Origin of the sequence: Mycobacterium sp., from assembly GCF_050701515.1 — a bacterium.
Lineage (GTDB): Bacteria > Actinomycetota > Actinomycetes > Mycobacteriales > Mycobacteriaceae > Mycobacterium.
In genome coordinates, this window is record NZ_JBOGDB010000170.1 from 1 (window position 1) to 22,458 (window position 22,458).

The window sequence follows — 22,458 nt, forward strand, 5'->3', positions numbered from 1 at the left end:
GGCCCGGCCCGCCGGCCCGCCTCCGCGGCGGCCCGCGAATCGCAGGCTGGTGGGCGTCGTCTCGCTGGCCGTGGGCCTTGTCGCCGCGGTCGCACTGGCCGCCGTGGTCGCCGTGCTCCTCGTGCAACAGCGCACCGCGGAGGCCGAGGAGGCGCGCGATCAGCGCTTCGTCGACACCGCCTCGCAGACGGTACAGAACATGTTCAGCTACACCCAGGACAACATCGACGAGAGCGTGGACCGGTTCGTCAACGGCACCAGTGGTCCGCTTCGCGACATGTTGAGCCAGGACAACAATGTCGAGAATCTCAAGGCACTGTTCCGCGACACGAACGCCACCTCGGAGGCGGTGATCAACGGCGCCGCTCTGGAGGAGGTCGACGAGCTGGCCAAGAACGCCTCGGTGCTGGTGTCGGTGCGGGTGACGGTGACCGACATCGACGGCGTCAACAAGCCGTCGCAGCCGTATCGGCTGCGGCTCATCGTGCACGAAGACGACAACGGGCACATGACCGGCTACGACCTGAAATATCCCGAGGGCGGCAATTGATGCGCGGATGGGTCGCCAGGCTGGTGGCGGTCGTTGCCGTGCTGGTGGCCGCGGTGTTCGTCGGCCTTGCCGCGGTGGGCGGTTGGCTGTATTGGAACCGGGTGGAGATCCGCGGCGAACAGGCGGCCCGGGCGGAGGTGGCTCCGCTGGCCGCCAAGCAAATCCCCGAGGTGTTTGGCTATGACTACCAGACCGTCGAACGCAGCCTGACCGACGCGTACTCGCTACTCACCCCCGAGTATCGGCGCGAATTCGAGAACCGCGCCACCAAGGACATCATTCCGCAGGCCCGGGAAAGGGAGCTGGTTAGTCAGGCCCACGTGGTGGGCGTCGGAGTGCTCGCAGCCCAACGCAATTCGGCATCCGTCATGGTGTACCTGAATCGTACTGTGACGGATAAGTCGCGCCAGCCGATGTACGACGGCAGTCGGTTGAAGGTGGACTACCTGAAGGTCGATGACAAGTGGCTGATCAACTACATCACCCCGATCTGACGTCAGGAACCGCCCCGGTCGCGGCCAGCGCGTCGAGGAACGACCGAGCCCAGCGGTCGACATCGTGGGCGAGCACCTGCCGTCGGAGCGCACGCATCCGGCGACGCCCCTCTTCGGGTGTCTGATTCAGCGCCGCCTCGATTGCGTCCTTGACGCCTTCGAGATGATGCGGATTGGTCAGATATGCCTGACGGAGTTCGTCTGCGGCGCCGGTAAATTCGCTGAGCACCAGGGCGCCGCCGAGATCGCTGCGGCAGGCGACGTATTCCTTGGCCACCAGGTTCATGCCGTCTCGCAGCGGGGTCACCAGCATGACATCGGCTGCTACGAAGAAAGCGGTCAGCTCGTCGCGGGGGACGGGACGGTGCAGATAATGCACGATCGGATGGCCGACCTCGCCGTACTCGCCGTTGATGTGACCGACCTGCCGTTCGATGTCTTCGCGCATCTCCTTGTAGCTGTCGACACGTTCACGGCTCGGCGTGGCCAGTTGTACGAGCACGGTGTCGTCGCGTTTGGCGCGGCCTTCGGCGAGCAATTCCGAAAACGCCCGCAGCCGAACGTCAATGCCCTTGGTGTAGTCAAGCCGGTCGACACCGAGCAGGATCTTCCGCGGGTTACCGAGCTCGGCGCGGATCTCTCGCGCGCGCTGCCGGACGCTCCTGTTGCGGGCCATGCTGTCGAGTGCTCCGGAGTCGATGGAGATGGGGAACGCGCCCACCTTCACGGTGCGGAAACCTACCTGTACCTCACCGAACCGCGAACGAACTCCGACCGATCCCCGTGAAGTGTTCGTGCCGACGAGGCGCCGCGCGAGGAATAGGAAGTTCTGTGCACCGCCGGGCAGGTGGAAACCGACCAGGTCGGCGCCGAGCAGCCCCTCGACAATCTCTGTCCGCCAGGGCATCTGCATGAAGAGCTCGACCGGTGGAAACGGAATGTGCAGAAAGAATCCGATGGTGAGATCCGGGCGCAGCATCCGCAGCATCTTCGGGACCAGTTGCAGCTGGTAGTCCTGGACCCACACGGTGGCGCCCCGCGCGGCCGCCCGAGAGGTGGCCTCGGCGAAGCGCCGATTCACCTCGACGTAGCGCTCCCACCACTCACGGTGGTAGATCGGCTTGACGATGATGTCGTGATAGAGCGGCCAGAGCGTGGCGTTGGAGAAACCTTCGTAGTACTTCGCCACATCGTCGGCCGACAGCCGTACCGGGTAAAGCTTCAGATCTTCCTCGAAGATCGGGTCCTCGTCGCTGTCCGGTTGTCCCGGCCAGCCGATCCACGCCCCTTTCCGACGGCGCAGTAGCGGCTCGAGGGCGGTGACCAGGCCCCCGGGGCTCCGTTTCCACTCGGTCGTGCCGTCCGGCAGCCGTTCCATGTCGATGGGCAGCCGGTTGGCCACCACGACGAAGTCAGAGTTACCGGAGCCGACTTCCTGGCCGCCTCCTTGACCCACTTACGCCTCGAGCTTTGACGGTCCAATGCCGAGCATCGACAGAAAGATCCGACATTCGTCGGCGTCGGTCGCATACGCGGCGACGACGCGCCTGGCCTGGCGTGCGGTGCTATCGGCTAGCGGCTCGACGTCGCCGATTTCGGCGGGATCAGATTTTGCAGCCATGACACCACCATATGCGACCCGGGGGGCACCCCGGTCGCCGCCCGCGCCTTAAGGCCCGACGTGTCCGTGGACCGTCGGGCTGCTGCCGACCGTCGAGCGTGCCACCGCTGGCGGCCCCATGGCCGCCGATTCCTCGGCCAGGCCGATGCATTTGCCGGTGTTGTGGCCGGTGCAGGGGATGGCGCCGCCGCCGCCCGGAATATTCACCGCGGCCAGGTCGGGGTTGCCGGGAATCGCCGAGTAGGGCGACCCTGCATTGGGCACCAAATGCGGAATGCAGATCGAGGTGTAGAGGTCGTGCTCCTCACCGCCCGGGCATTGGGCGAGCGGTGCGGGCGCGGATGTTGGTACGGCGAAGACGGCGATCGCCGGGGCTGCCGCAACCGCGACGGCAAATCCACCCGCAATGATCATTCTTCGTGCTGGAAATTGGAAGGTCGCCATCGTCACGCTTTCTGTCGATTTCCTGTCTAGTCTCGTCGGATAAATTCTATGGAAGGTGAACGAAATCTGCATCCATTCCCCGAGTTTCCTGGGAATATGCACCTTCCAGCAAACGCATTCGCGCAGATCGGCGACGTCACAGTGGTCCGCTGATCCGTCGTTTTCGGGGTGGACGTAGTGTGCATTTACATCTGAAGCATCCGACGTAAACGAGGTGTACACCGTGGCAAGCCCGGACCTGACCAACGCCGAACCGGTCCCCGATGAGACGCCCCAGCAGGTGACCTACGAAACGCTGGACGAGGGGCGCATCGCGCGCATCTGGCTGAACCGGCCGGAGGCGCAGAACGCGCAGTCGCGCACCCTGCTGGTGCAGCTGGACGAGGCGTTCGGCCGGGCCGAGGCCGACGACACAGTCCGGGTGGTCATTCTCGCGGGGCGAGGCAAGAATTTCTCCGCCGGACATGACTTGGGTTCGGAGGCAGCGCTCCTCGAGCGCAAGCCCGGGCCGGCGCAGCACCCGACGTTCCGCTCGCATGGAGCGAACGTGGCGGGTGTGGCGGAGAGGACCTATCGGCAGGAGTGGCACTACTTCTTCGAAAACACCAGCCGGTGGCGGGATTTGCGCAAGATCACCATCGCGCAGGTGCAGGGCAATGCCATCTCGGCGGGGCTGATGCTGATCTGGGCGTGCGATCTGATCGTCGCCGCCGACGACGCGAGGTTCAGCGATGTGGTGGCTGTGCGGATGGGCATGCCGGGCGTCGAGTATTACGCGCACCCGTGGGAGTTCGGCGCGCGAAAGGCCAAAGAGCTACTGCTGACGGGTGATTCGCTCGATGCGGACGAGGCCTACCGACTGGGCATGGTGTCCAAGGTTTTCCCCGTTGATGAACTCGAGGACAAGACACTGGAGTTCGCGCGACGCATCGCCGAGCGCCCGACGATGGCCGCCCTGCTGATCAAGGATTCGGTGAATGCGGCCAGTGACGCTATGGGCTTCACCGAGGCGCTGCGACACGCCTTCCACATCCACGAGCTCGGCCACGCGCATTGGGCCTCGCACAACGAGAACAGGTATCCGGTGGGCCTGCCGCCGGACGTTCCGGACTGGCGCACCCTTGGCGCGCCCAAGCCAGCGCGTCGCGATGTTCCGTGACGAAAACATGTTCCGATTTTGGGTAAGGGGTAGCAGTGCAGCTCTCGTTGGCGAATAAGACCGTCCTGGTCACCGGTGGTGGCACCGGCATCGGCAAGGGGGTGGCGACGGCGGCCGCCGCGGCGGGCGGCAACGTGATGATCGTTGGCCGCAACGCCGACAGGCTGGCCGCGGCCGCCGAGGAGATCAAGTCCACGGCCGGCGACGCCGGCTCGGTGCTCTACGAGCCCGCCGATGTCACTAAAGAGGATGAAGTCAGCCGGGTGGTAGACGCGGCCACGGCGTGGACAGGCCGTCTGCACGGGGTGGTGCACTGCGCCGGCGGGAGCGACACGATCGGCCCGATTACCCAGCTCGACTCCGAGGCGTGGCGGCGCTTGGTCGATCTGAACGTCAACGGCTCGATGTATGTGCTCAAACACTCGGCCCGGGAGATGGTCAGGGGTGGCGGTGGCTCATTTGTCGGCATCTCATCCATCGCGGCGAGCAATACGCACCGGTGGTTCGGCGCGTACGGCGTCTCCAAGGCGGCGCTCGACCACCTGATGATGCTCGCGGCCGATGAACTGGGCCCGTCATGGGTGCGGGTGAACTGCATCCGGCCCGGACTGATCCGAACCGATCTAGTGGCGGCGGTTTTCCAGTCGCCAGAGGTTTCCGGCGATTACGCGGCCTGCACACCGCTGCCGCGCCCCGGCGAGGTCGAGGACATCGCGAATGCCGCCGTGTTTCTGCTCAGCGACGCGTCCAGCTACATCACGGGCCAATTGATCAATGTCGACGGGGGCCAGGTGTTGCGCCGCGGTCCCGATTTCTCGGCCATGTTCGAACCCCTCTTCGGTGCCGACGGGCTGCGCGGGGTGGTCTCGGCCTAACGGCGCCCTAAACATCGATGGTGGTCGGCAGCCGCGGCCCCCAGAAGTTCAGGTGGTTCGCCGAGTGCTGCAGCGCCGTCCATCCGGGAATGATTTGCCAGATTCCGTACTTGTCGTGCGGGAAATCGCGCAGGAACACGCCGAGGTCGAATCCGGTCTTCACCGCCCGGAAGATGCTGAGGGGCCCCAGTTCGCCGGTCTGTAGCCAACGCGCGAGGTTCGCGGCGATCTCGGCGATCATCGTGAACGGGTCCATAAGCGACAGCGGGGTCACCAGGTCGTAGCCCTGTTTCAGGTAGGTGCCGCGGACGTCGGCATTGCCGTAGATGTCGCCGGGCAGGCAGTAGTCGAACCAATCGATGGTCCCCGTGTTCGTGACGTTGTCGCCGGAGATGCCCTCGTACGCCAGCTGGTTGCCGAGATGGAACGTGCGGCCCCGGCCACGGTGCGGGGACGCGATCGCGTGCACCCACCGGCAGTCTCGTTGCCGCGACGTGAGCGATCCGGACACGAGTTCGCGGCCGACCAACGACACCACCGCCCCGCCCTGGCTGTAGCCGAGCAGGCCGAACGAGCCTTGGTGTTCGCCGATCAGCCGCTTCACTTCGGCGACGCCCATGTCGCGGGACTTTGTGTAGGACGGGTTTCCGAGAGCGTCGAGCACGTCCTGTCCACCGCCGGCGATGGGACCGAAGCTGGCCGGATAGTTGACGTAGACGACGTCGAACACGTTCCGGTTCAGGACGTCGGTGATGCCCTTGAGCATGCCGATCTCGGCGCCAGGCGTGATTCCGCCGGGATCACCGTCCGCCGCCGCCACCGCTTCCCAGGTTCCTGGTACGCAAAACAGTTTGTGCTTGGCCATGGCCCGAGTATGCGCCTATAAGCCCCGCCAAACCGGCGACTGCCGTCGAACCGAATGTGAAGGGGCTGCGAAATTTTCAGGGCTTCTTCGCTGTGGCTTCACGATCGCGAAAGGCGCCCATTCCGCTCGCCCAGGCGTCCGCACTTCGACGTTGCCGCCGCCATGCGGTTTAGTGGAGAACGTGAGGTTCTCGACGACGATGTTCCAGGACGGCAACAACACCGGCATTGAGGTGCCCGCCGATGTGGTCGAGGCGCTGGGTGCCGGCAAGCGGCCACCGGTGGTGGTGAACGTCAACGGCTACGAGTACCGCTCAACGGTGGCGGTAATGGGCGGCAAGTACCTGCTGCCTTTCAGTTCGGACAGGCGCAAGGAGTCCGGCATCGGGGGCGGCGACGCGATCGACGTCGAGCTGACCCTGGACACCGCGCCGCGGACGGTCGATGTACCTGCAGACCTGCAGGCCGCGCTGGACGCTTCCCCGGCGGCGTCCGCGGCGTGGGACAAGCTCTCCTACAGCAACCGAAAGGCCCACGTCACGTCGGTCCTTGAGGCGAAGGCGGCCGAAACCCGGGCCCGCCGCATCGCGGGCATCGTCGCGAAGCTGGGCTAGGAGCCGGTGGGCAAGCGGACGAAACCCTCGTGTCTTGCGGCTCGGGGCCCTACCCTCGTCGATATGTCTCAGTCTCCCGGCGCCGAACGAGTGCCGATCGAAAACGTCCGTTGCGGTGATCCGATCTTTGACGTGGATGGCGGTGGCCAGCACTACAAGGTTTTGGAACGCAGAGTCGTCGACGGCGAGTGCGTCGTCTTGGAGCTCGAGCACCTCCACAACAACCAGTGCCACGTGATTGAGAAGTCCTTTCCCGCCGGCTACATGGTCGGCAAGTCGGGCCGGCACTTCCTTTGAGTTCGGTAGTTGACCGCCGGGCTGACGCCGGGCGAGCGGCCCGTCATGCGCGTTTGTGGCTCACACCCATGTGCAGATCGGTTTAACCATGGCCGAATCAGGAGACCCCGACGCAGGTGCCCGTCGTAAGTCAGAGACTCGGAAGCGTCCCATGGAACATCCCAACGATCCTCCACCCATACCGAAGGACGCCACCAAGGCGACTGAGCGGCAGCGTGAGCTTCAGAACAAGCTGGATCACCAAGACGAGGACCCCAACGCACCAGGGCGGCATCAGACTAAAGATCACATCGCTGACGAGACGTAGATTCGACCAGGCCGGCCAGAGGGGCGTCGAAGAGGTTGCATTCCGTACCTAGGTACGGGTTTATCGTCGGGTTATGGCGATTGATGAGGCCCTGGGCTGGGTGCCCGAGTCGTGCTCATTACCGACCGTCGAGCAGCCGCTGCGAGTGGCAGAGTTTGTCCGATTGTTCGGCGAATCGGTGCTGCGGTTTGGACGGGCGAGCACGACGCGGTTGGATTTGGTGCTGACCGCCAGTGCCGAGGCGACCGCGCGCGACCTGGCCGAGCGGGAAGTCGGCTGCTGCTCGTTCTTCCGTTTTGAGTTCGACTCCGCGGGTTCGGATGTGGTCATGCGCATCGAAGTGCCGGAGTCGAGGACCGACGTGTTGGATGTCCTGACGAATCGGGTGAGCGCCATCGCCGGCCCGGCGGGCGGCGAAGGGTGAACAGACGGGACTTCGCAGCGGCCAGGTAGCGGGGCCAGCTTGCTGAGAACGGGGGTGTTCCCCTTGCCCGGTATGGCAGCATTGAATGCAGGCCAAGGGTCGGGATGCCGCGACGCTGTGGGGTGGAAATGAAAGCCGTCAAACCAATCCAAGCTGAGTGGGCGCGTCGGCTGCTGGTCGTCGTGAGCGCACGCCAGATCGCTCGTTTCCTTGGTGCTGCCGTGGTGGCGACCTGGGCGGCGCTACTGGCGCCACCAGTCCCATCCGCGTTCGCCCAGCCGTGCCCCGACGTCGAGGTGGTGTTCGCCCGCGGTACCTACGAGCCACCCGGTGTTGGCATGGTAGGACAGGCATTTGTCGACTCGCTGCGCTCGCAAGCCGGCGGCCGGTCGGTCGGGGTATACGGGGTCGACTACCCGGCCAGCGGCGATTTCCCTCCCCCCGGCGATTTGCAAGCAGGCCTAGAGTTCGTCAGTACCGTCGTCAACGGGATTTACAACGCGAGAGATCGCGTCGAGTTCCTGGCGGCGAACTGCCCGAACACCAGGATTGTGCTCGGCGGATACTCCCAAGGCGCGGCCCTGGCGGGTTTCGTCACCTCGGCTGAGGTACCGGAGGAAGTACCTGCTGAGTACATTCAGTACGTGCCCAAGCCGATGCCTCCGGAGGTTGCTGATCACGTCGCCGCGGTCGCACTGTTCGGAAAGCCTTCGGACCAGTTTCTGAGCACGTACGGTGTGCCGCCTATCAGGATCGGCCCGCTGTATGAGCCCAAGACCATTCAGTTGTGCGCTCCCGGTGACGACATCTGCTCTGGTGTCCCCGGCGGGCAGCCCGGATTCGCGCACATCACGTATGGCTTTAACGGGATGACCAACGAGGCCGCAGCCTTCGTTGCGAGTCGCCTCTAGCCACGTTTAGTGGCTCGGCCGCCGCTAGGCCACTGGATAGTTATTGCAGGTGTTGGCCATCGCCACGACAACGTCGGTGTACTGCTGTAACTCAGGCGCCTGCTGGATCAACTGGCGGCGCTGCTCAGCCGGCGAGTCGAGAAATGCATGCAGCCAGGTCTGCATCATCGAGGAAGCGGAAAACTCCTTGCCACCGTCGGGCGCAACCGCGTTCAGCGCCGCCTCCGCCTGCGAATAAGTGCAGGTCGTGTTGATCAATGTACTTAGATCGGGTTGTGCGGACGCGACCCCTGCCCCAGTGGTCCACGCCAACGCCAGAGCGCAAACCACGACAACCAGTCTTGCCGGCGGGTGTTTGACCATTTTCGTACGCCTTCCTACCGATGCACCATCGACCGCTGCGGGCGACGTCAGACCACCAGGCGCCGCCTTTGCTCGAAACGCTAGCAGCCTGGTGCTTGCACTAAAACGCTTCTGAACAATGTGGCGTTTGTGGTACTGGAGCCTCCTGTCAGGATTGAACTGACGACCGCTCGCTCACCCAAGCGAGCGTTCCGCTCGACACGACGACACCGACAGCGGCGGCTCACACCTCCGCCGGCTCGGCCCGGCCGCGCAGCTTCGATGGTGACCCCCGTCGTAGAATCGTCATGGCTCATCGAGCCGGCCTGGCCGCGTTAGCTCAGATGGTAGAGCGTCGCCCTTGTAAGGCGAATGTCGAGAGTTCGATTCTCTCACGCGGCTCCATTCCTGTCGGCACTTAGGGCTAGCGTCGTTTTATGTCGACGACCTGTCTCGGGTGCGGAGTCGATGTCGAAGGCCGTCGGCTAAAGGTGTTCTGCACCAATGCATGCCAACAGTCGCACCGGCGGCGCTTGCTCTTGGAGGCCCGGCTCGAAACCGGAGTCTGTGGCCGCACGTCCTACCAAGGCCACTACGTCCGGGACTACCTCTATGAGCAGCAGGGCGGTTGCTGTGCTATCTGCGGCATCGAGGACAAGTGGAATGGCGTGACCCTGGCGCTGATCGTCGACCACGTCAATGGAGACGCAACCAATAACCGTCGTGAAAATCTGCGGCTCATCTGTCCCAACTGTGACAGCCAGCTGCCGACGTACAAGGCGAGGAATCGCGGTGGCGGTCGCTACTACCGCCGACAGCGGTACGCCGACGGCCAGTCCTACTGACGCTGCAGCCGCCTGAGCATCCGACTAGCGTTCGACCCGCTCGCTTACCACGACGAGTGCTCTACCACTGCGCCAAGGAGGCCTGAAGGCCCCGAGTTCATCGCGGGCCGGTCGGACCCTACTCGTCGGCGTCGATGACGCGCTGCGAGCGCACCGAGGTCGACGACCGCCGTGGACGGCGGCCCGGAATCGGGATTCGGTCGGCGATACTGCTCAGCGGGTTGACCACTTGGCTCAGCACGATGACCGCCTCGCGTAACGCCTCGATCGTCGGCTCCAGCGCCTCCAGCCCGGGCGCCAGCCGGTTCAGCGTGTCGGCCACATCGGCCAGCTGCTCGAGCGGTCCGTGCCGCGCGGTCAGCTTGTCGATCAGGCCGTCCTCGGCCAGTAGCCGATCGGCAAGACCGTCTTCGGCCAGCACCCGCTCGATCAGGCCGTCCTCATCGAGCAACTGGTCCAGCAGGCCACCGGGATCGGTGGCCCGCATCAGCCCGCCGTCCTCCTCGGTCAGCCGGTCCAGCACACCGCCCGGGGCGGTGAGCCGGTCCACCAGCCCGCCGGGCTGCAGCAACCGGTCGACCGGTCCACCCGGCATCAGCGCCCGGCCCAGCGGTTGGTCCTCGTCCATCAGCCTGGCCAGCCGATTTGCCCGCTCGACGGCGTCGTCGATGCCCAGCATGTGCGCCACCGAACCCGAGCCCGACCTGGCCCGGTTATTCGCTTCGCCCAGTGTTCGCTGCGCCATGCCCAGCGCGCCGTTGGCGATTCCGAGGCCGGCGTCGGCGACCGCGAGCCCGACGCGTACCGGGGCGGTGGCCAGGTCGGCCAGGGCTTTGCCGAGGTTCATGGGCTCAGTCTAGGGACTGCGCAAGCGCAAACTCACAGGAAGTGCAGGTTGCCGCTCAGGTCAGCTGAGCGAGCGCCTCTTTGATGTTTGCCTGCGCCTCGTCGAGGGACTCGTCGGATGGATTGCGGTCGACATTGGCGAAGCCGAAGTCGTTGAGGTTGTAGGCGGGGAAGACGTGCACGTGCAGATGTGGCACCTCCAACCCGGCGATGATGACGCCGGCGCGCTCGGCGCCGAACGCTTTGCATACCGCCTTACCGATCAGCTGCGAGACCTCCATGATCCGGCCGAACACCGCGGGCTCGATGTCCTGCCATTGATCGATCTCGGCGCGTGGCACGACGAGCGTGTGCCCCTGCGTCATCGGCTGGATTGTCAGGAACGCCACGATGTCGTCGTCCTCGTAGACGAACCGGCCGGGCAGTTCCCCGTTGATGATTTTGGTGAAGACGGTCGCCATGGCCATGAGCATTCCAGCAGGCTTCCGGTGGCGGACGGGTGGGGTGAGACTCCGTCTCCCCGTCACCGCTCGCCGATGAGATCGCTCAGTTCATCGAGCGACCATGGCGGCGAATTGTGGTGGTCGCGATAGCCGATGATGGCGGGCGACGGGCGGTCGAACCGTCCGATGAATCCGCCTGCCGCAATGAAGATTTGACCGGTTACATCTTTCGCGCGGTCGCTCGCTAGGTACGCATAGATCGGTGCGGCGTAGTCCGGTCGCGGCGCGTCGAGTGCGGCCTGCGTGCTCAGCTCGTCCAACAGGCCGCGGCGGTGCAGATCAGCGATGTGCGCCTCGTACGCCGGGCCGGTCGAGAGTCGGGTCTTGGCGCCCGGGCAAACCACGTTCGCGCGGACACCGTGTTCCTTCAGTTCGGCGGCGATCGCCATCGTCAGCCCGTTGATCCCGCCCTTGCCCGCCGGGTAGCCGGTGCCGCCGTAGTCACCGAGGAATGCAAAGGAGCTGGTGTTCACAATCGCACCCCCGCCCTGTTTCACCATCTTTGGTGCCGCGGCGCGGCACGTCTCAAATGCCGTGCCGAGGTGTGCGTCGAGCAGGTCGTGGAACTGTGCGCTGGTGATACTGAGGATCGACTCGCCGGCTAGGCCCGCGGTGCCCGCGCAGTTCACCAGGATGTCGATGCTGCCGAACTCACGTATGCAGGTGTCGATCAATGCGTCCGCGACAGCTGGATCCGCGGGGGAGCCGGCGTGGCCAACAGCACTGCTAATCGCTTGCGCCGCGGCATCAACAGCAGCGGCATCACGACCGTTGACCACCACCCCGGCGCCGTGCGCGGCCAATAGTTCGGCCACTTCCAGCCCGATGCCGCGGGAGCCGCCGACGACGACGGCGCCGCGGCCGGCCAGCAGGTCGCTAATCGCTCTCGCCCTCCTGGACGGGCTTCATCATGTCCATGTTCCAGTAGCCGCGCAGGTTGGTGAGCAGGCCGTCATCGTTGACCTTGTAGGTGAAGATGCCGCGCACCTCGCTCGCTGATCCATTCTTGAATGTGAACCTCAGCGACAGTATGTGGGCGATCTCGTTCGGCGAACTCGACGGGAAGGTCTCCTCGCAGGTGATCGTGATATCGGCCATGCCGATCGACTTGTCCCAGAACGACAACACCGCTTCCTTGCCCCGCGCTCCGTTGCCGTCGGGATTGGTATAGGCGGGCCCGATGGGATCCTCGATGACGACATCGTCGGCCATCAGCGCCAGCCAGCCCTCTTTGTCATGCGATTGAACGCATCGCCACGAGTTCTGCGATGCGGTGAATGCCGGCGTCTGCTCGACGGTGGCTGTGTGTTTGTCGGACATGGTGTTTCGCTCCTTCGGTTAGATGGCGCAGGCGGCGCGGGCGCCGTCCTCGGTGGCCTTGCGGATCAGCCCCAGCCCGGTGCAATCGCCCGCGGCACTGACACGGGTGTTGGGCAGGGCGGCGACGAGTTTCTCGTAGAGTTCGGTGTTCGGTTCCAGGGTTCCCGCGATGACGACGCTGTCGGCGGCGAGGTGCCGGCTGCTCCCGCCGCTGGGGGCAAAGACCACCCCGTCCGGCACGATCTCTTCGACGGGAGCGCGCACATGCACCGCCACCCCCAACCGATCGAGTCGGTCCATGTGTTCGGTCTTGCGTTTGTTGCCGAGCTCCGGCGCGATCGTCTTGTCCGCCTCCAGCACCGACACCAGACGGCCGCGGGCGGCGAGGAATTCAGCGAGTTCCAGCGCCACCAGGTCCGCGCCCACGATCACCACACGATGGCCCAGGGGCATCCACGCTTTCGACGCAATCCGAACGGCTCTGGGCCGGACCAGCCGTTGCCGCCATCCGCCGAATCTCTCCCGCAGCGCTTGTCCCGTCTGCACGTGCGACAGGTCGGAGCCGGGGATCGTCGGCAGGACGACTTGGCCGCCATTGGCCACCACCACCGCGTCGGGCTGCAGGGCGCCGACGTCGTCGGGCGAAAGCTCCTGCCCCAGTTCGACCTTCACGTGGCTGCGGCGGATCTCGTCGCGGAGGTACCGCAGGAACGGCTCGTTCTCCGGGTGCAGGATCGACGCCCACAGCAGCGCGCCACCGGTCTGGCTGTTGCGTTCGAACATCGTGACGTGGTGGCCGCGCTCGGCGGCAACCCGGGCCGCCTCCATGCCGGCCGGGCCACTGCCGATCACCACCACCTGCTTGGCGTGCGATGCGCGGTGCACGGCCAGCTCCCGCTCCTTGCCGGTCCGCGGGTTGACCGCGCAGTCGACCGAGAAGCGCAGTTCCATTGCGTCGATACAGTTTTCGCAGGATATGCACATGCGCACACGGTTGAACTGCCCGGAGGCGACCTTGTTCGGCAGCTCGGCATCGGCCAGCATCGGGCGGCCCATCGCGATGAAATCGGCGCGCCCCTCGGCGAGGATCTGCTCAGCGCGTTCGGGGTCGTGAATGCGGCCGACCGCGATCACCGGCACGTCGACAACCTGCTTGACTGCTGCGGCGGCGCCAACGTTCAGCGCGTCACCGTCGTCGGCAGAGTTCACCATGCCGGTGACGAGCCGATCGATCACCCCGCCGCTGACATGAAAGGCGTCCACGCCGGCTGCGGCCAATTGCGGTGCCACCTGTGCGGTTTCGAATATCGGCCGGCCACCGGCCACCCGTTCGTAGCCGGAGATCCGCAGCGTGATCGGCAGCTGGTCGCCGATCTCCGACCGGATCGCTGCCAGCGCCTCCAGCACCACCCGGATGCGCCCACGCACCGAGTCGCCGCGGTAGTCGTCGGTGCGGCGGTTGCGCCGCGGGGCGAGGAAAGAGCCCAGGAACATGTAGCCGTGAGCGGCGTGCAGTTCGATGCCGTCGTATCCGGCTTCGGCCGCGCGCCGCACCGCCGCCTTGAACAGGTCGAACACCTCGATCAGCTGGTCGCGGGTGACTTCGGCCGACGGCCGGCCGGTGAGGTACGACGGGATGACCGACGGGCCGATCGAGGTGACGCCGTGCATCTCCGGCCCGAGCCCGTCGGGTCCGGCGTGCACGATCTGCGGTTGGATCTTGGCTCCGTGCTCGTGCACCACCTCAACCAGCGCGCGATGCGCGTCAACCGCGTCGTCGGTGGCCAGGTGCAGGCCTCCCGGCGTCTCTGGGTGGTGGTGGTCGATTCCCGTTGCGCCAACGGTGATCAGACCGACACCGCCCTTGGCCCGTTCCGCGAAGTAATCGCGGGTGCGCTCCGATGGCAGACCGTCCGGCGTGCCGTACATCGTCTCCATCGGCGACATCACCAGCCGGTTTCGCAGTGACATCCCGCCGATCGCGCCCGGCTGCAACAGATGCCGGAACTCGTGCTTGGTCAAGTTGTGAAACGACCGGCGAACGCGCGCAACGGTAGGTCGGCGCTGGTGACTATGCCCGGTGCCGCGTCAACCACCGCGCGGATCGAGTTGAGCGCGGGCATGCCGGTGACCGTCATGCCGATCGCTGCGAACGCGTCGGGCGCGGAGTCGTCGATGGACCCGGTCGCCGTGACACCGATCGGCCCGATGCCGACGATCTCGCCGACATCGCGGCCGACCTTCTCCGGTGAATAGCAGTGCAGGCCCACCAGCGCCAGATCCCGGTGCTCGACAATGCGCTTCACCATCTCGGTGCCGACATTGCCGGATGCCGCCTGGAACACGCGCAGTGGGCTGGCCACGATAAGGATTACCTGTCGTCGTCGGTATACCGGATGATCCCGCGAATGTTCTTGCCGTCCAGCATGTCTCTGTAGCCCTCGTTGACCTGTTCCAGCTTGTACTGCCGGGTGATCATGTCGTCGAGGTTGAGCTTGCCGGCTTTGTACATCGAAAGCAGCTGAGGAATGTCGTGGTGCGGGTTGCCGCCGCCGAAGATGGTGCCCTGCAGGTTCTTCTGCATCAGGGTCAGCATCGCCAGGTTCAGCGTGACCTCGGTGTCCAGCAGGCTGCCGATCGCGGTCGCCACGCAGGTTCCGCCCTTGGCGGTGATGGTCATGAAGCTCTCGATGTCGGAGCCGTGCAGCTCGCCGACGGTCACGATCACCTTGTGCGCCATGAATCCCGCCGTAACCTCCATGATGCCCAACAGCGCGGATTCCATATCCGGATAGACATGAGTCGCACCGAATTTCAGCGCCTGGTCACGCTTCCACTCCACCGGCTCGATCACGAAGATGTAGCGTGCGCCGGCAATGACGGCGCCCTGCAGCGCGGACATGCCCACCCCGCCGACGCCGACGATCGCCACGTCCTGACCGGGCCGGATGTCCGCGGTGCGGGTGGCCGAGCCGTAGCCGGTGGTCACGCCGCAGCCAACCAGGCAGGCCACCTCGAACGGGATCGACGGGTCGATCTTCACCACCGAACTCTTGTGCACCACCATGTACGGCGAGAAGGTTCCCAGCAGGGTCATCGGAAAGACCGGCTCGCCCCTGGCGTGAATCCGGAAGGTGCCGTCGGACACCGCCGCGCCGTTGAGCAATCCCGCACCCAGGTCGCACAGGTTGCGGAGCCCCGCCTGACACGACGGACACCTGCCACAGGACGGGATGAACGCGAGCACCACGTGATCGCCGGGTGCGACCTCTTCGACCCCGGGGCCGACCTCGGTGACGATGCCCGCGCCCTCGTGCCCGCCCAGCACCGGGAAGCCGCCCATGGGAATACCGCCGGTGACCAGGTGGTGGTCGGAGTGGCACATCCCCGACGCCTCCATCTGGATCTTCACCTCGTCGCGGACGGGGTCCCCGATCTCGATCTCCTCGATCGACCACGGTTGGTTGAACTCCCAGATGAGAGCACCTTTTGTCTTCATTGCGTCCTGCTTTCGTCGGAGAACTTCAAGCGACAGCGTAGTTAGGTAAGTCACACACGTGTCGGCCGGGTGTTCGTCCCCTGATGCATTTTGCGGGCTACCAGATCGGCACCGGCGACTGGCCCAGCGGGTAATAGCCGGGCAGCTTCTCTCCGGCCAGACTGCGTTCGATCCGCTCCTGCATGCCCTTGGACAGCTTGCCGTCCGTCATCAGGTCCAGGTAGAGCTTCTGCACGTGGCCGAAGTCGAAGAAGTCCCGCTGCCACTCGATCTTGCCGTCGGCGTCCAGGCGGAACCAGCTGCCGCCGATGCCGTAGATCTCCCGCTCGCCGCCGTCCGGATCGTCGGGATCGGTGGCGACCTGTTTCCAGAATCCGACGATCTCACCGATCTTGTCGTCGATGATCACCTTCTGGTACGGGTACTTCCAGCCCTCCAGGCCCGCCATCTCCAGACCCAGTGCAATGTCCCGGATCTCGTCGATTCCGATGCACATCACTTCTTCCTTCGGGCCGATGTTCCAGCCGTAGGTGGCATCGGCGGCGTAGAAGTCCGCCAACGGCTTCCAGTCACCGGCCTTCTCGGCGTCGCGGTTGACCTGGAGCCACCGCTCGACCCAATGTTCCAGTTGCTCGCGGGGTAATGCCGGCATGATCAGTCATCCTCTTCTTTGATGGACAGTGCCTGCGTGGGACAGGCCCACACGGCTTGTTCGACTTCGGCCCGATCCTCTTCCGGCGGTTCGTCGTTCAGGATTTCGACCTGTCCGCGCTTGGGCACCTTGAAATAGTCGGGGGCCTCGAGCTCGCACATGGCGTGGCCCTGGCACAGGTCCAGGTCGACTTCTATCTTGTATCCCATTGCCTGCCTCCTCAGGCGCGGCGGCGGTAGCGCACCTTGGCGGGCTGGGCCAGCTGCACCACCATCTTGGAGTGGTCGTTGTGATAGCTGTCCGACGGCTGAGCCATCTCGAACTCATACTCGCGCAACAGGACTGAGAAGATCGCCTTGATCTGCATGGTGGCGAACGCGGCACCGACGCAGCGGTGCCTGCCAGCGCCGAACGGGATCCAGGTCCACCGGTTGATCAGGTCCTCCTGGCGCGGCTTTTCGTAGCGGTCCGGGTCGAAGGCATCCGGGTTCGGGAAATCCTCGGCGAGCCGATTGGAGATCGCCGGCGAGGCAGCCACCAGATCGCCCTCGTGAATCGGGAAACCCTCGACCTCGAACTCGCCCTTGGCCACCCGCATCAGGATGATCAGCGGCGGGTGTAGGCGCAGCGTCTCCTTGAGCACGTTCTCCAGCTTCGGAATCTGCCGCAGCGCATGGAAGCTCACCTCTTGCCCGTCGGCGTAGAGCTCCTCCAGCTCGTTGATCACATCGGTGTACACGCCGGGGTGGCGCAGGAGTTCGATCAACGTCCACGAGGCGGTACCCGAGCTCGTGTGATGCCCGGCGAACATCAACGAGATGAACATGCCCGTTACCTCGTCGGCTGAGAATCGGGGATTGCCGTCCTCGTCCTTGATCGACACCAGCACGTCGAGCATGTCGCGATCGCTCTTGTCTGCCGGTGGGTTGGCGATCCGGCCGTCCATGATGTCTTGCACCAAAGCCACCAAGCCTTTTCGGGCCTCGTCACGACGTCGGAAGCTTTCGATGGGTAGGTACGGATCGACGTAGCACAGCGGGTCGGTGCCACGTTCGAGTTCGTGGTAGTAGTGGGCGAACCGCGAGTCGAGCTGGTCGCGGAACTTCGTGCCGATCAAACACGCCGAGGATGTGTATATGGTCAGCTCGGCGAAGAAATCGAGCAGATCGATCTCACCGCTCTCGCCCCAATTCGCGATCATCCGCTGCACTTCGCGCTCGATCGTGGCGGCATGGCCCTTCATCTGCTCGCCGCGTAGCGCTGAGTTGTGCAGCATCTCCTTGCGCCGTTCCGGACTGGCGTCGAACACCACGCCCTGCCCGAAGATCGGCGTCATGAACGGATATGCCTCGGCCTGGTCGAGTTCTTCGTCGGCGGACCGGAAGAAGAACTCGTTGGCCTTGGATCCCGACAGGAAGATGACATGCTTGCCCGCGAGCTGGAACCACCCGACATCGCCGCACTCGTCGCGGACTCGCTGCATCAATCCGATCGGGTCGGTGCGGAACTCTTCCAGGTGCCCGTGTTCCTCTTCGCCACCCGAGACGCGAGGAACGATCGCGGTGGTCATGACGGCATCCCCTCCGGTCCAAGTTTGAGTTGCTGACGTTCCTTGGGCGCGTTGGCCAGTGGCCCCTCCGGTTGCAGTTCCATGTTGGCGATGAAACCGCCGCGCGGCGTTTCGGCGACGAACGCAATGGCCCTGGCGAGGTCGGCGGGCCGAAGGAAGTAATCGTGGCGGGCTTGACCCCACTTGGCCCAGTCCTCCAGCGCCGGCCCGATGGATTCCGGCGGCAGGCTCCAGCCCATGCCGGTTTTGGTCGGCCCGGGATGCACAATCGACGCGCGAACTCCGGTGCCTTCGAGTTCCATCTGCAGGTTGGTGACCATCGAAACCAGCGCGGCTTTGGCGGCGCCATAGGCGCCCATGTGTGGCCGCTGGCGCAGCGCGACATCGGATCCGACGAAGATCAGGTCGCCGCGTTGCCGCTCCACCATCCCCGGCAGCACCGCGGTGGACAACCGGTTGGCGCCGATCAGGTGGATCTGTATCTGCGATTCGAAGCTGTCCGTGCTGATCTCGTGCAGCCGGCCGAAGTAAGTGTCGCCGGCACCGGTGACCAGCAGCTCGATGTCGCCGAGCTCCTCGGTGGCCCGATGCACGAAGCCCTTCACCGACTCGGGATCGGTGACATCGAGCGGGAGTGCGACCGCTTCGCCTCCCGCAGAACGGATCTGGTCGACGAGCTCCTGGCACTTCTCGACCCGACGGGCGCCCAATGCGACGGGGAAGCCGCGGGCGGCCAGCTCGGTGGCCGTCGCGGCGCCGATTCCGGACGATGCACCCGCAACGATTGCGGGCCTGCGCTTAGGCAGTGGTTCGAAACGGGGCATCAGGCGGCCTCCACCGTCATGGGTAGGCTGGCAAATCCGCGCACATTGCTGGAATGCACTCGCACGGCGTTGGCCTCGTCGACCTCGTAACCGCGGATACGCTTGAACAGTTCGGCCAGCGCCACCCGTGCCTCCATCCGGGCCAGGTGTGCGCCGAGGCAGAAGTGGGCGCCGCTGCCGAAACTGACCAGCTTCGAGCCGATCTCGCGACCGATGCGGTATTGGTCTGCGTCTTCGAATACCCTGTCGTCGCGGTTGGCCGAGCCGGGCAGCAGCAGCATCACATCGCCCTCGGCCACAGGGGTGTCATAGAGCGTCGTGTCCTGCGCGACGGTGCGCGCCAGGATCTGGCTCGAGTTGTCGTAGCGCAGCGTTTCCTCGACCCACAGCGGGATTCTGGAATGGTCGGTGTAGACGGTCGCCAACTGGTCGGGGTTCTTATAGCCCCAATACGCGGCGTTGCCCAGCAGCTTGGTGGTGGTTTCGTTGCCCGCGACCACCATCAGAAACAGGAACGCGATGATCTCTTCGTCGGTGAGGCGGTCACCGTCGATCTCCGCATCGATCAGCGCCGACGTCAAGTCCTCGCTGCGTTTCTTGCGGCGCTGCGAAACCATGTCGGTGTAGTAGACCATCAGATCGGCCGAGGCCTGCATCGCCGACGGTGGCACATCGGGCACGCCCTCATCCCGGTGCAGTACGCCGTCGGCCAGTTCGCGGATGCGGGCCCGGTCCGGTTCGGGCACACCCATCAGCTCTGAGATCACGTCCATCGGCAGCTTGCCGGCGAATTCGGCGATGTAGTCGAAGCTTTCGTGCTGAAGCGCGGTGTCCAGGTGCGCTATGGCGATCTCGGTGACCCGTGGTTCGAGTTCGCGAATGCGGCGCGGGGTGAAGCCCTTGGACACCAGGGTGCGCAGCCGCAGGTGCGCAGGGTCGTCGAGGGCGAGGAAGGACATCACCTTGTGCGCTTCCAGGCTGCGTGAAATCGGATCGAGCGAAACGCCATACGCGTTGGACAGCGCCGTGCTGTTGCGGAAGCCCTGGAGCACGTCGCCGTGCCGTGATAGCGCCCAGAACTTCAGCTCGTCATTGCGGTAGAGCGGCGCCTCGTCGCGCAGCCGCTTGTAGTACGGGTACGGGTCCTCGTGGAAGTCGTAGTCGTACGGGTCGAGAACCAGATCGCTGGCCTGGACAGTCATCCGTCTTCTCCAAGGCTTCGTCTCATTTGTCCTCTCCGAGGATGAGGCCGACCACATAGCTGAGCCGGTCGGCGATCTGGCGATAGGTGAAGGCGCCGCTGCCGGCTTGGACGAGCGCGCCGAAGTACGTCATCTCGAGCGCTGCGAGCAATCGGGAGTCGGCATCCGGGCCGACCGCCGATCGGATGCGGCGGTGGATCTCCGCGCCGATACGTTCCCGCACCTTTCGGACCGCCGCGTCCCCATTGCTCAGCAGCGCTGTCGTGCAGGCGGCGGCGACTTCGGGTTCGTCGGCGACCACCAGCGCCAGGCTGCGCAGCGCCTTCTCGACCCGAGCGGCCGTGCCGTCGTTCACGTCGGTGAAATAGGGCACCTGACGGACGAGATCCAGATAGACCTCGGCGATCAGGTGGTTCTTCGAGGAGAAGTACGTGTAGGCCGTCGCCGGGGCGACCTTTGCCCGCGCGGCGACCGCGCGCACGGTCAGATCGGCATACGACGACTCGCGCAGCATCTCGACACCCGCGGTGAGCACCTTGCGGAAGGTCTCTTCCTGCCGGCGGTTGCGCGGCGTTTCGCCAGGTTCGGTCGCGGTCTCCGTTGTGATCGCAACCACTGCATCGCTGGACACATGTCCAAGTTATCCGACGAACTCGGCAGCAGGCAAGCCCGGCGGACGAAATCCCAGGATAACTGCCATATCCATGATGCGATGAGGTGTCCCAGGTGACCCGACCTTGCGGCCCGCACCCGTCTGAGGCTATCGTTCGAGGGAATACAGCCGGACAGTTGTCCAGAAACCTGAACGGGAGTTCTAGATGGGGATCCTGGCGGACCGCGAGAGTCGGCTGCTGATCGACGGCAAGCTGGTCGCGGGCAGCGGCGGCACCTTCCCGACGGTGAATCCGGCCACTGAGGAGGTGCTCGGCGTCGCGGCGGACGGAGACGTGGAGGACATGGGCCGCGCCATCGAGGCCGCGCGCCGCGCCTTTGACGACACCGACTGGTCGACCAACACCGAACTGCGGGTGCGTTGCAGTCGCCAATTGCAAGCAGCGCTGCGTGACAACGTCGAGGAACTGCGCGAGATGACCATCGCGGAGGTCGGGGCGCCCGTGATGCTCACCTCCGCCGCGCAGCTGGAGGGCCCGATCGAGGACTTGAGCTTTGGCGCCGACACCGCCGAGTCATACCAATGGAAAACCGACCTCGGCATCGCATCGCCGATGGGCATCAAGTCAGCGCGCACGATCTCCCGGGAAGCGGTCGGCGTGGTCGGGGCGATCACGCCGTGGAACTTCCCGCACCAGATCAACCTCGCCAAGCTCGGCCCGGCGCTGGCCGCGGGCAACACCGTCATCCTCAAACCCGCGCCGGACACACCATGGTGCGCCGCTGTGCTCGGACAGCTCATTACCGAGCACACCGACATCCCGCCGGGCGTGGTCAACATCGTCACATCCAGTGATCACGGTGTCGGGGCGTTGTTGGCGAAAGACCCACGGGTGGACATGGTTTCGTTCACCGGCTCGACGGCTACCGGCCGCAGTGTCATGGCCGACGCCGCCGCCACGCTGAAGAAGGTCTTCCTCGAACTCGGCGGCAAGTCGGCTTTCCTGGTCCTCGACGACGTCGATCTCGCGGGCGCCTGCTCGATGTCGGCGTTCACCGCGTCAATGCACGCCGGCCAGGGCTGTGCCATCACCACCCGGCTGGTGGTACCCCGCGCCCGCTACGACGAAGCCGTCGAGGCGGCGGCGGCGACGATGTCTTCGCTGAAGCCTGGCGATCCCACAGACCCGGGCACCATCTGCGGGCCGCTGATCTCCGCTCGCCAGCGGGACCGCGTGCAGGGCTATCTGGATTCGGCCGTCGAAGAAGGCGGCAAGTTCGCCTGCGGCGGAGGACGTCCCGCGGATCGCGACACCGGCTTCTTCATCGAACCCACCGTGATCACCGGACTCGACAACAGCGCCAGGGTGGCACGTGAAGAGATCTTCGGCCCGGTGCTCACGGTGATCGCCCACGACGGCGACGACGACGCCGTGCGGATCGCCAACGACTCGCCGTACGGCCTGTCGGGCACGGTGTTCTCCGCCGATTCCGACCGAGCTGCCGGCGTGGCCGCGCGGATGCGGGTCGGCACGGTGAATGTCAACGGTGGCGTCTGGTATTCGGCCGACATGCCGTTCGGTGGATACAAGCAATCCGGCATCGGCCGGGAAATGGGGCTCGCGGGTTTCGAGGAATATCTGGAAACCAAAGCCATTGCCACAGCGGCTGATTAAGGAGAAC

Annotated in this window: 27 protein-coding genes, 2 tRNA genes and 1 pseudogene; 11 read left to right on the plus strand and 19 right to left on the minus strand. The window is 65.1% G+C overall.

The features are described 5' to 3' along the window. Positions 1-550, plus strand: a 550-nt coding sequence (locus ACRDU5_RS14395; protein ID WP_526615261.1) for an Rv1363c family protein, incomplete at its 5' end; no start/stop codon positions are given. After that, the gene (locus ACRDU5_RS14400) at positions 550-1,044 is read left to right on the plus strand and encodes a mammalian cell entry protein (RefSeq protein WP_526615262.1); all 495 of its coding nucleotides are present in this window, start codon (positions 550-552) and stop codon (positions 1,042-1,044) included. The genes ACRDU5_RS14395 and ACRDU5_RS14400, both read left to right, overlap by 1 nt. Here the strand turns inward: ACRDU5_RS14400 and ACRDU5_RS14405 are convergent. From ACRDU5_RS14405 to ACRDU5_RS14415, 3 genes are read right to left on the minus strand one after another with little or no spacing between them, the layout of a single operon-like run. Beyond that, positions 1,031-2,500: an alpha,alpha-trehalose-phosphate synthase (UDP-forming) gene (locus ACRDU5_RS14405; protein ID WP_526615263.1), complete on the minus strand. Its 1,470-nt coding sequence runs from the start codon at positions 2,498-2,500 to the stop codon at positions 1,031-1,033. The genes ACRDU5_RS14400 and ACRDU5_RS14405 overlap by 14 nt on opposite strands. After that, on the minus strand, positions 2,501-2,665 hold the full coding sequence (locus ACRDU5_RS14410; RefSeq protein WP_526615264.1) for a hypothetical protein: 165 nt from the start codon (positions 2,663-2,665) through the stop codon (positions 2,501-2,503). Between the two features lie 48 nt (positions 2,666-2,713). Then, positions 2,714-3,109 carry an intersectin-EH binding protein Ibp1 gene (locus ACRDU5_RS14415; RefSeq protein ID WP_526615298.1) on the minus strand — a complete coding sequence of 132 codons (396 nt, stop codon included), beginning with the start codon at positions 3,107-3,109 and terminating at the stop codon, positions 2,714-2,716. Positions 3,110-3,332: 223 nt separating this feature from the next. Between ACRDU5_RS14415 and ACRDU5_RS14420 the strand changes: the two genes are divergently transcribed. Further along, positions 3,333-4,268 (plus strand): enoyl-CoA hydratase/isomerase family protein, encoded by a 936-nt coding sequence (locus tag ACRDU5_RS14420; protein WP_526615265.1) that lies wholly within the window; start codon positions 3,333-3,335, stop codon positions 4,266-4,268. 35 nt (positions 4,269-4,303) lie between these two features. Then, on the plus strand, positions 4,304-5,143 hold the full coding sequence (locus tag ACRDU5_RS14425) for an SDR family oxidoreductase (RefSeq protein WP_526615266.1): 840 nt from the start codon (positions 4,304-4,306) through the stop codon (positions 5,141-5,143). 7 nt (positions 5,144-5,150) lie between these two features. Here the strand turns inward: ACRDU5_RS14425 and ACRDU5_RS14430 are convergent, their stop codons facing one another. Continuing rightward, entirely contained in the window at positions 5,151-6,008 is an 858-nt protein-coding gene (locus ACRDU5_RS14430) for a hypothetical protein (RefSeq protein WP_526615267.1), read from the minus strand. A gap of 181 nt (positions 6,009-6,189) precedes the next feature. Here ACRDU5_RS14430 and ACRDU5_RS14435 point away from each other — a divergent pair, with 181 nt between their 5' ends. From ACRDU5_RS14435 to ACRDU5_RS14450, 4 genes are all read left to right on the plus strand, one after another. Then, positions 6,190-6,621: a YdeI/OmpD-associated family protein gene (locus tag ACRDU5_RS14435; protein ID WP_526615268.1), complete on the plus strand. Its 432-nt coding sequence runs from the start codon at positions 6,190-6,192 to the stop codon at positions 6,619-6,621. A gap of 63 nt (positions 6,622-6,684) precedes the next feature. Beyond that, positions 6,685-6,918 (plus strand): hypothetical protein, encoded by a 234-nt coding sequence (locus tag ACRDU5_RS14440; protein WP_526615269.1) that lies wholly within the window; start codon positions 6,685-6,687, stop codon positions 6,916-6,918. Positions 6,919-7,298: 380 nt separating this feature from the next. Then, on the plus strand, positions 7,299-7,649 hold the full coding sequence (locus ACRDU5_RS14445) for a hypothetical protein (protein ID WP_526615270.1): 351 nt from the start codon (positions 7,299-7,301) through the stop codon (positions 7,647-7,649). Positions 7,650-7,777: 128 nt separating this feature from the next. Then, entirely contained in the window at positions 7,778-8,560 is a 783-nt protein-coding gene (locus tag ACRDU5_RS14450; RefSeq protein ID WP_526615271.1) for a cutinase family protein, read from the plus strand. Between the two features lie 24 nt (positions 8,561-8,584). Here ACRDU5_RS14450 and ACRDU5_RS14455 read toward each other — a convergent pair whose 3' ends face one another. Together ACRDU5_RS14455 and ACRDU5_RS14460 are read right to left on the minus strand one after the other, a co-directional pair. Beyond that, positions 8,585-8,818 carry a hemophore-related protein gene (locus ACRDU5_RS14455; protein WP_526615273.1) on the minus strand — a complete coding sequence of 78 codons (234 nt, stop codon included), beginning with the start codon at positions 8,816-8,818 and terminating at the stop codon, positions 8,585-8,587. A gap of 241 nt (positions 8,819-9,059) precedes the next feature. Beyond that, a tRNA-Pro gene (locus ACRDU5_RS14460) sits at positions 9,060-9,146 on the minus strand. An 85-nt stretch (positions 9,147-9,231) separates the two neighbouring features. Here ACRDU5_RS14460 and ACRDU5_RS14465 point away from each other — a divergent pair. Continuing rightward, a tRNA-Thr gene (locus ACRDU5_RS14465) sits at positions 9,232-9,307 on the plus strand. Positions 9,308-9,339: 32 nt separating this feature from the next. Then, entirely contained in the window at positions 9,340-9,747 is a 408-nt protein-coding gene (locus ACRDU5_RS14470; RefSeq protein WP_526615274.1) for an HNH endonuclease signature motif containing protein, read from the plus strand. Positions 9,748-9,865: 118 nt separating this feature from the next. On the opposite strand, the gene ACRDU5_RS14475 is transcribed toward ACRDU5_RS14470, so the two are convergent. The 13 genes and pseudogenes from ACRDU5_RS14475 to ACRDU5_RS14535 form a co-directional block, all read right to left on the minus strand. Further along, a complete protein-coding gene (locus tag ACRDU5_RS14475; RefSeq protein ID WP_526615275.1) occupies positions 9,866-10,594 on the minus strand; it encodes a hypothetical protein in 729 nt (242 codons plus the stop codon). Between the two features lie 55 nt (positions 10,595-10,649). Continuing rightward, complete coding sequence (locus ACRDU5_RS14480) at positions 10,650-11,054, minus strand: HIT family protein (RefSeq protein WP_526615276.1); 405 nt, start codon at positions 11,052-11,054, stop codon at positions 10,650-10,652. Positions 11,055-11,116: 62 nt separating this feature from the next. Further along, on the minus strand, positions 11,117-11,968 hold the full coding sequence (locus tag ACRDU5_RS14485; RefSeq protein ID WP_526615299.1) for an SDR family NAD(P)-dependent oxidoreductase: 852 nt from the start codon (positions 11,966-11,968) through the stop codon (positions 11,117-11,119). Between the two features lie 4 nt (positions 11,969-11,972). Continuing rightward, positions 11,973-12,416, minus strand: coding sequence for a nuclear transport factor 2 family protein (locus ACRDU5_RS14490; RefSeq protein WP_526615277.1), 444 nt, complete (start codon positions 12,414-12,416; stop codon positions 11,973-11,975). Between the two features lie 18 nt (positions 12,417-12,434). Beyond that, positions 12,435-14,438, minus strand: coding sequence for an oxidoreductase (locus ACRDU5_RS14495; protein WP_526615278.1), 2,004 nt, complete (start codon positions 14,436-14,438; stop codon positions 12,435-12,437). A 148-nt stretch (positions 14,439-14,586) separates the two neighbouring features. After that, positions 14,587-14,725, minus strand: a pseudogene (locus ACRDU5_RS14500) (dihydrodipicolinate reductase); the annotation flags it as partial. Between the two features lie 62 nt (positions 14,726-14,787). Further along, on the minus strand, positions 14,788-15,915 hold the full coding sequence (locus ACRDU5_RS14505; protein ID WP_526615279.1) for an NDMA-dependent alcohol dehydrogenase: 1,128 nt from the start codon (positions 15,913-15,915) through the stop codon (positions 14,788-14,790). Between the two features lie 97 nt (positions 15,916-16,012). Beyond that, entirely contained in the window at positions 16,013-16,567 is a 555-nt protein-coding gene (locus ACRDU5_RS14510) for a nuclear transport factor 2-like protein (protein ID WP_526615280.1), read from the minus strand. A gap of 2 nt (positions 16,568-16,569) precedes the next feature. Continuing rightward, a complete protein-coding gene (gene fdx, locus ACRDU5_RS14515; protein WP_526615281.1) occupies positions 16,570-16,776 on the minus strand; it encodes a ferredoxin Fdx in 207 nt (68 codons plus the stop codon). 11 nt (positions 16,777-16,787) lie between these two features. Next, positions 16,788-18,137 (minus strand): lanosterol 14-alpha demethylase, encoded by a 1,350-nt coding sequence (gene cyp51 / locus ACRDU5_RS14520; protein WP_526615282.1) that lies wholly within the window; start codon positions 18,135-18,137, stop codon positions 16,788-16,790. Next, positions 18,134-18,961 carry an SDR family oxidoreductase gene (locus ACRDU5_RS14525; RefSeq protein WP_526615283.1) on the minus strand — a complete coding sequence of 276 codons (828 nt, stop codon included), beginning with the start codon at positions 18,959-18,961 and terminating at the stop codon, positions 18,134-18,136. The genes cyp51 and ACRDU5_RS14525 overlap by 4 nt, the downstream gene beginning before the upstream one ends. Beyond that, entirely contained in the window at positions 18,961-20,163 is a 1,203-nt protein-coding gene (locus ACRDU5_RS14530) for a cytochrome P450 (RefSeq protein WP_526615284.1), read from the minus strand. The genes ACRDU5_RS14525 and ACRDU5_RS14530 overlap by 1 nt, the downstream gene beginning before the upstream one ends. Before the next feature lie 22 nt (positions 20,164-20,185). Then, positions 20,186-20,794: a TetR family transcriptional regulator gene (locus ACRDU5_RS14535; protein WP_526615286.1), complete on the minus strand. Its 609-nt coding sequence runs from the start codon at positions 20,792-20,794 to the stop codon at positions 20,186-20,188. Positions 20,795-20,981: 187 nt separating this feature from the next. Here ACRDU5_RS14535 and ACRDU5_RS14540 point away from each other — a divergent pair, with 187 nt between their 5' ends. Continuing rightward, on the plus strand, positions 20,982-22,451 hold the full coding sequence (locus ACRDU5_RS14540; protein WP_526615287.1) for an aldehyde dehydrogenase: 1,470 nt from the start codon (positions 20,982-20,984) through the stop codon (positions 22,449-22,451). Positions 22,452-22,458: the final 7 nt, after the last annotated feature.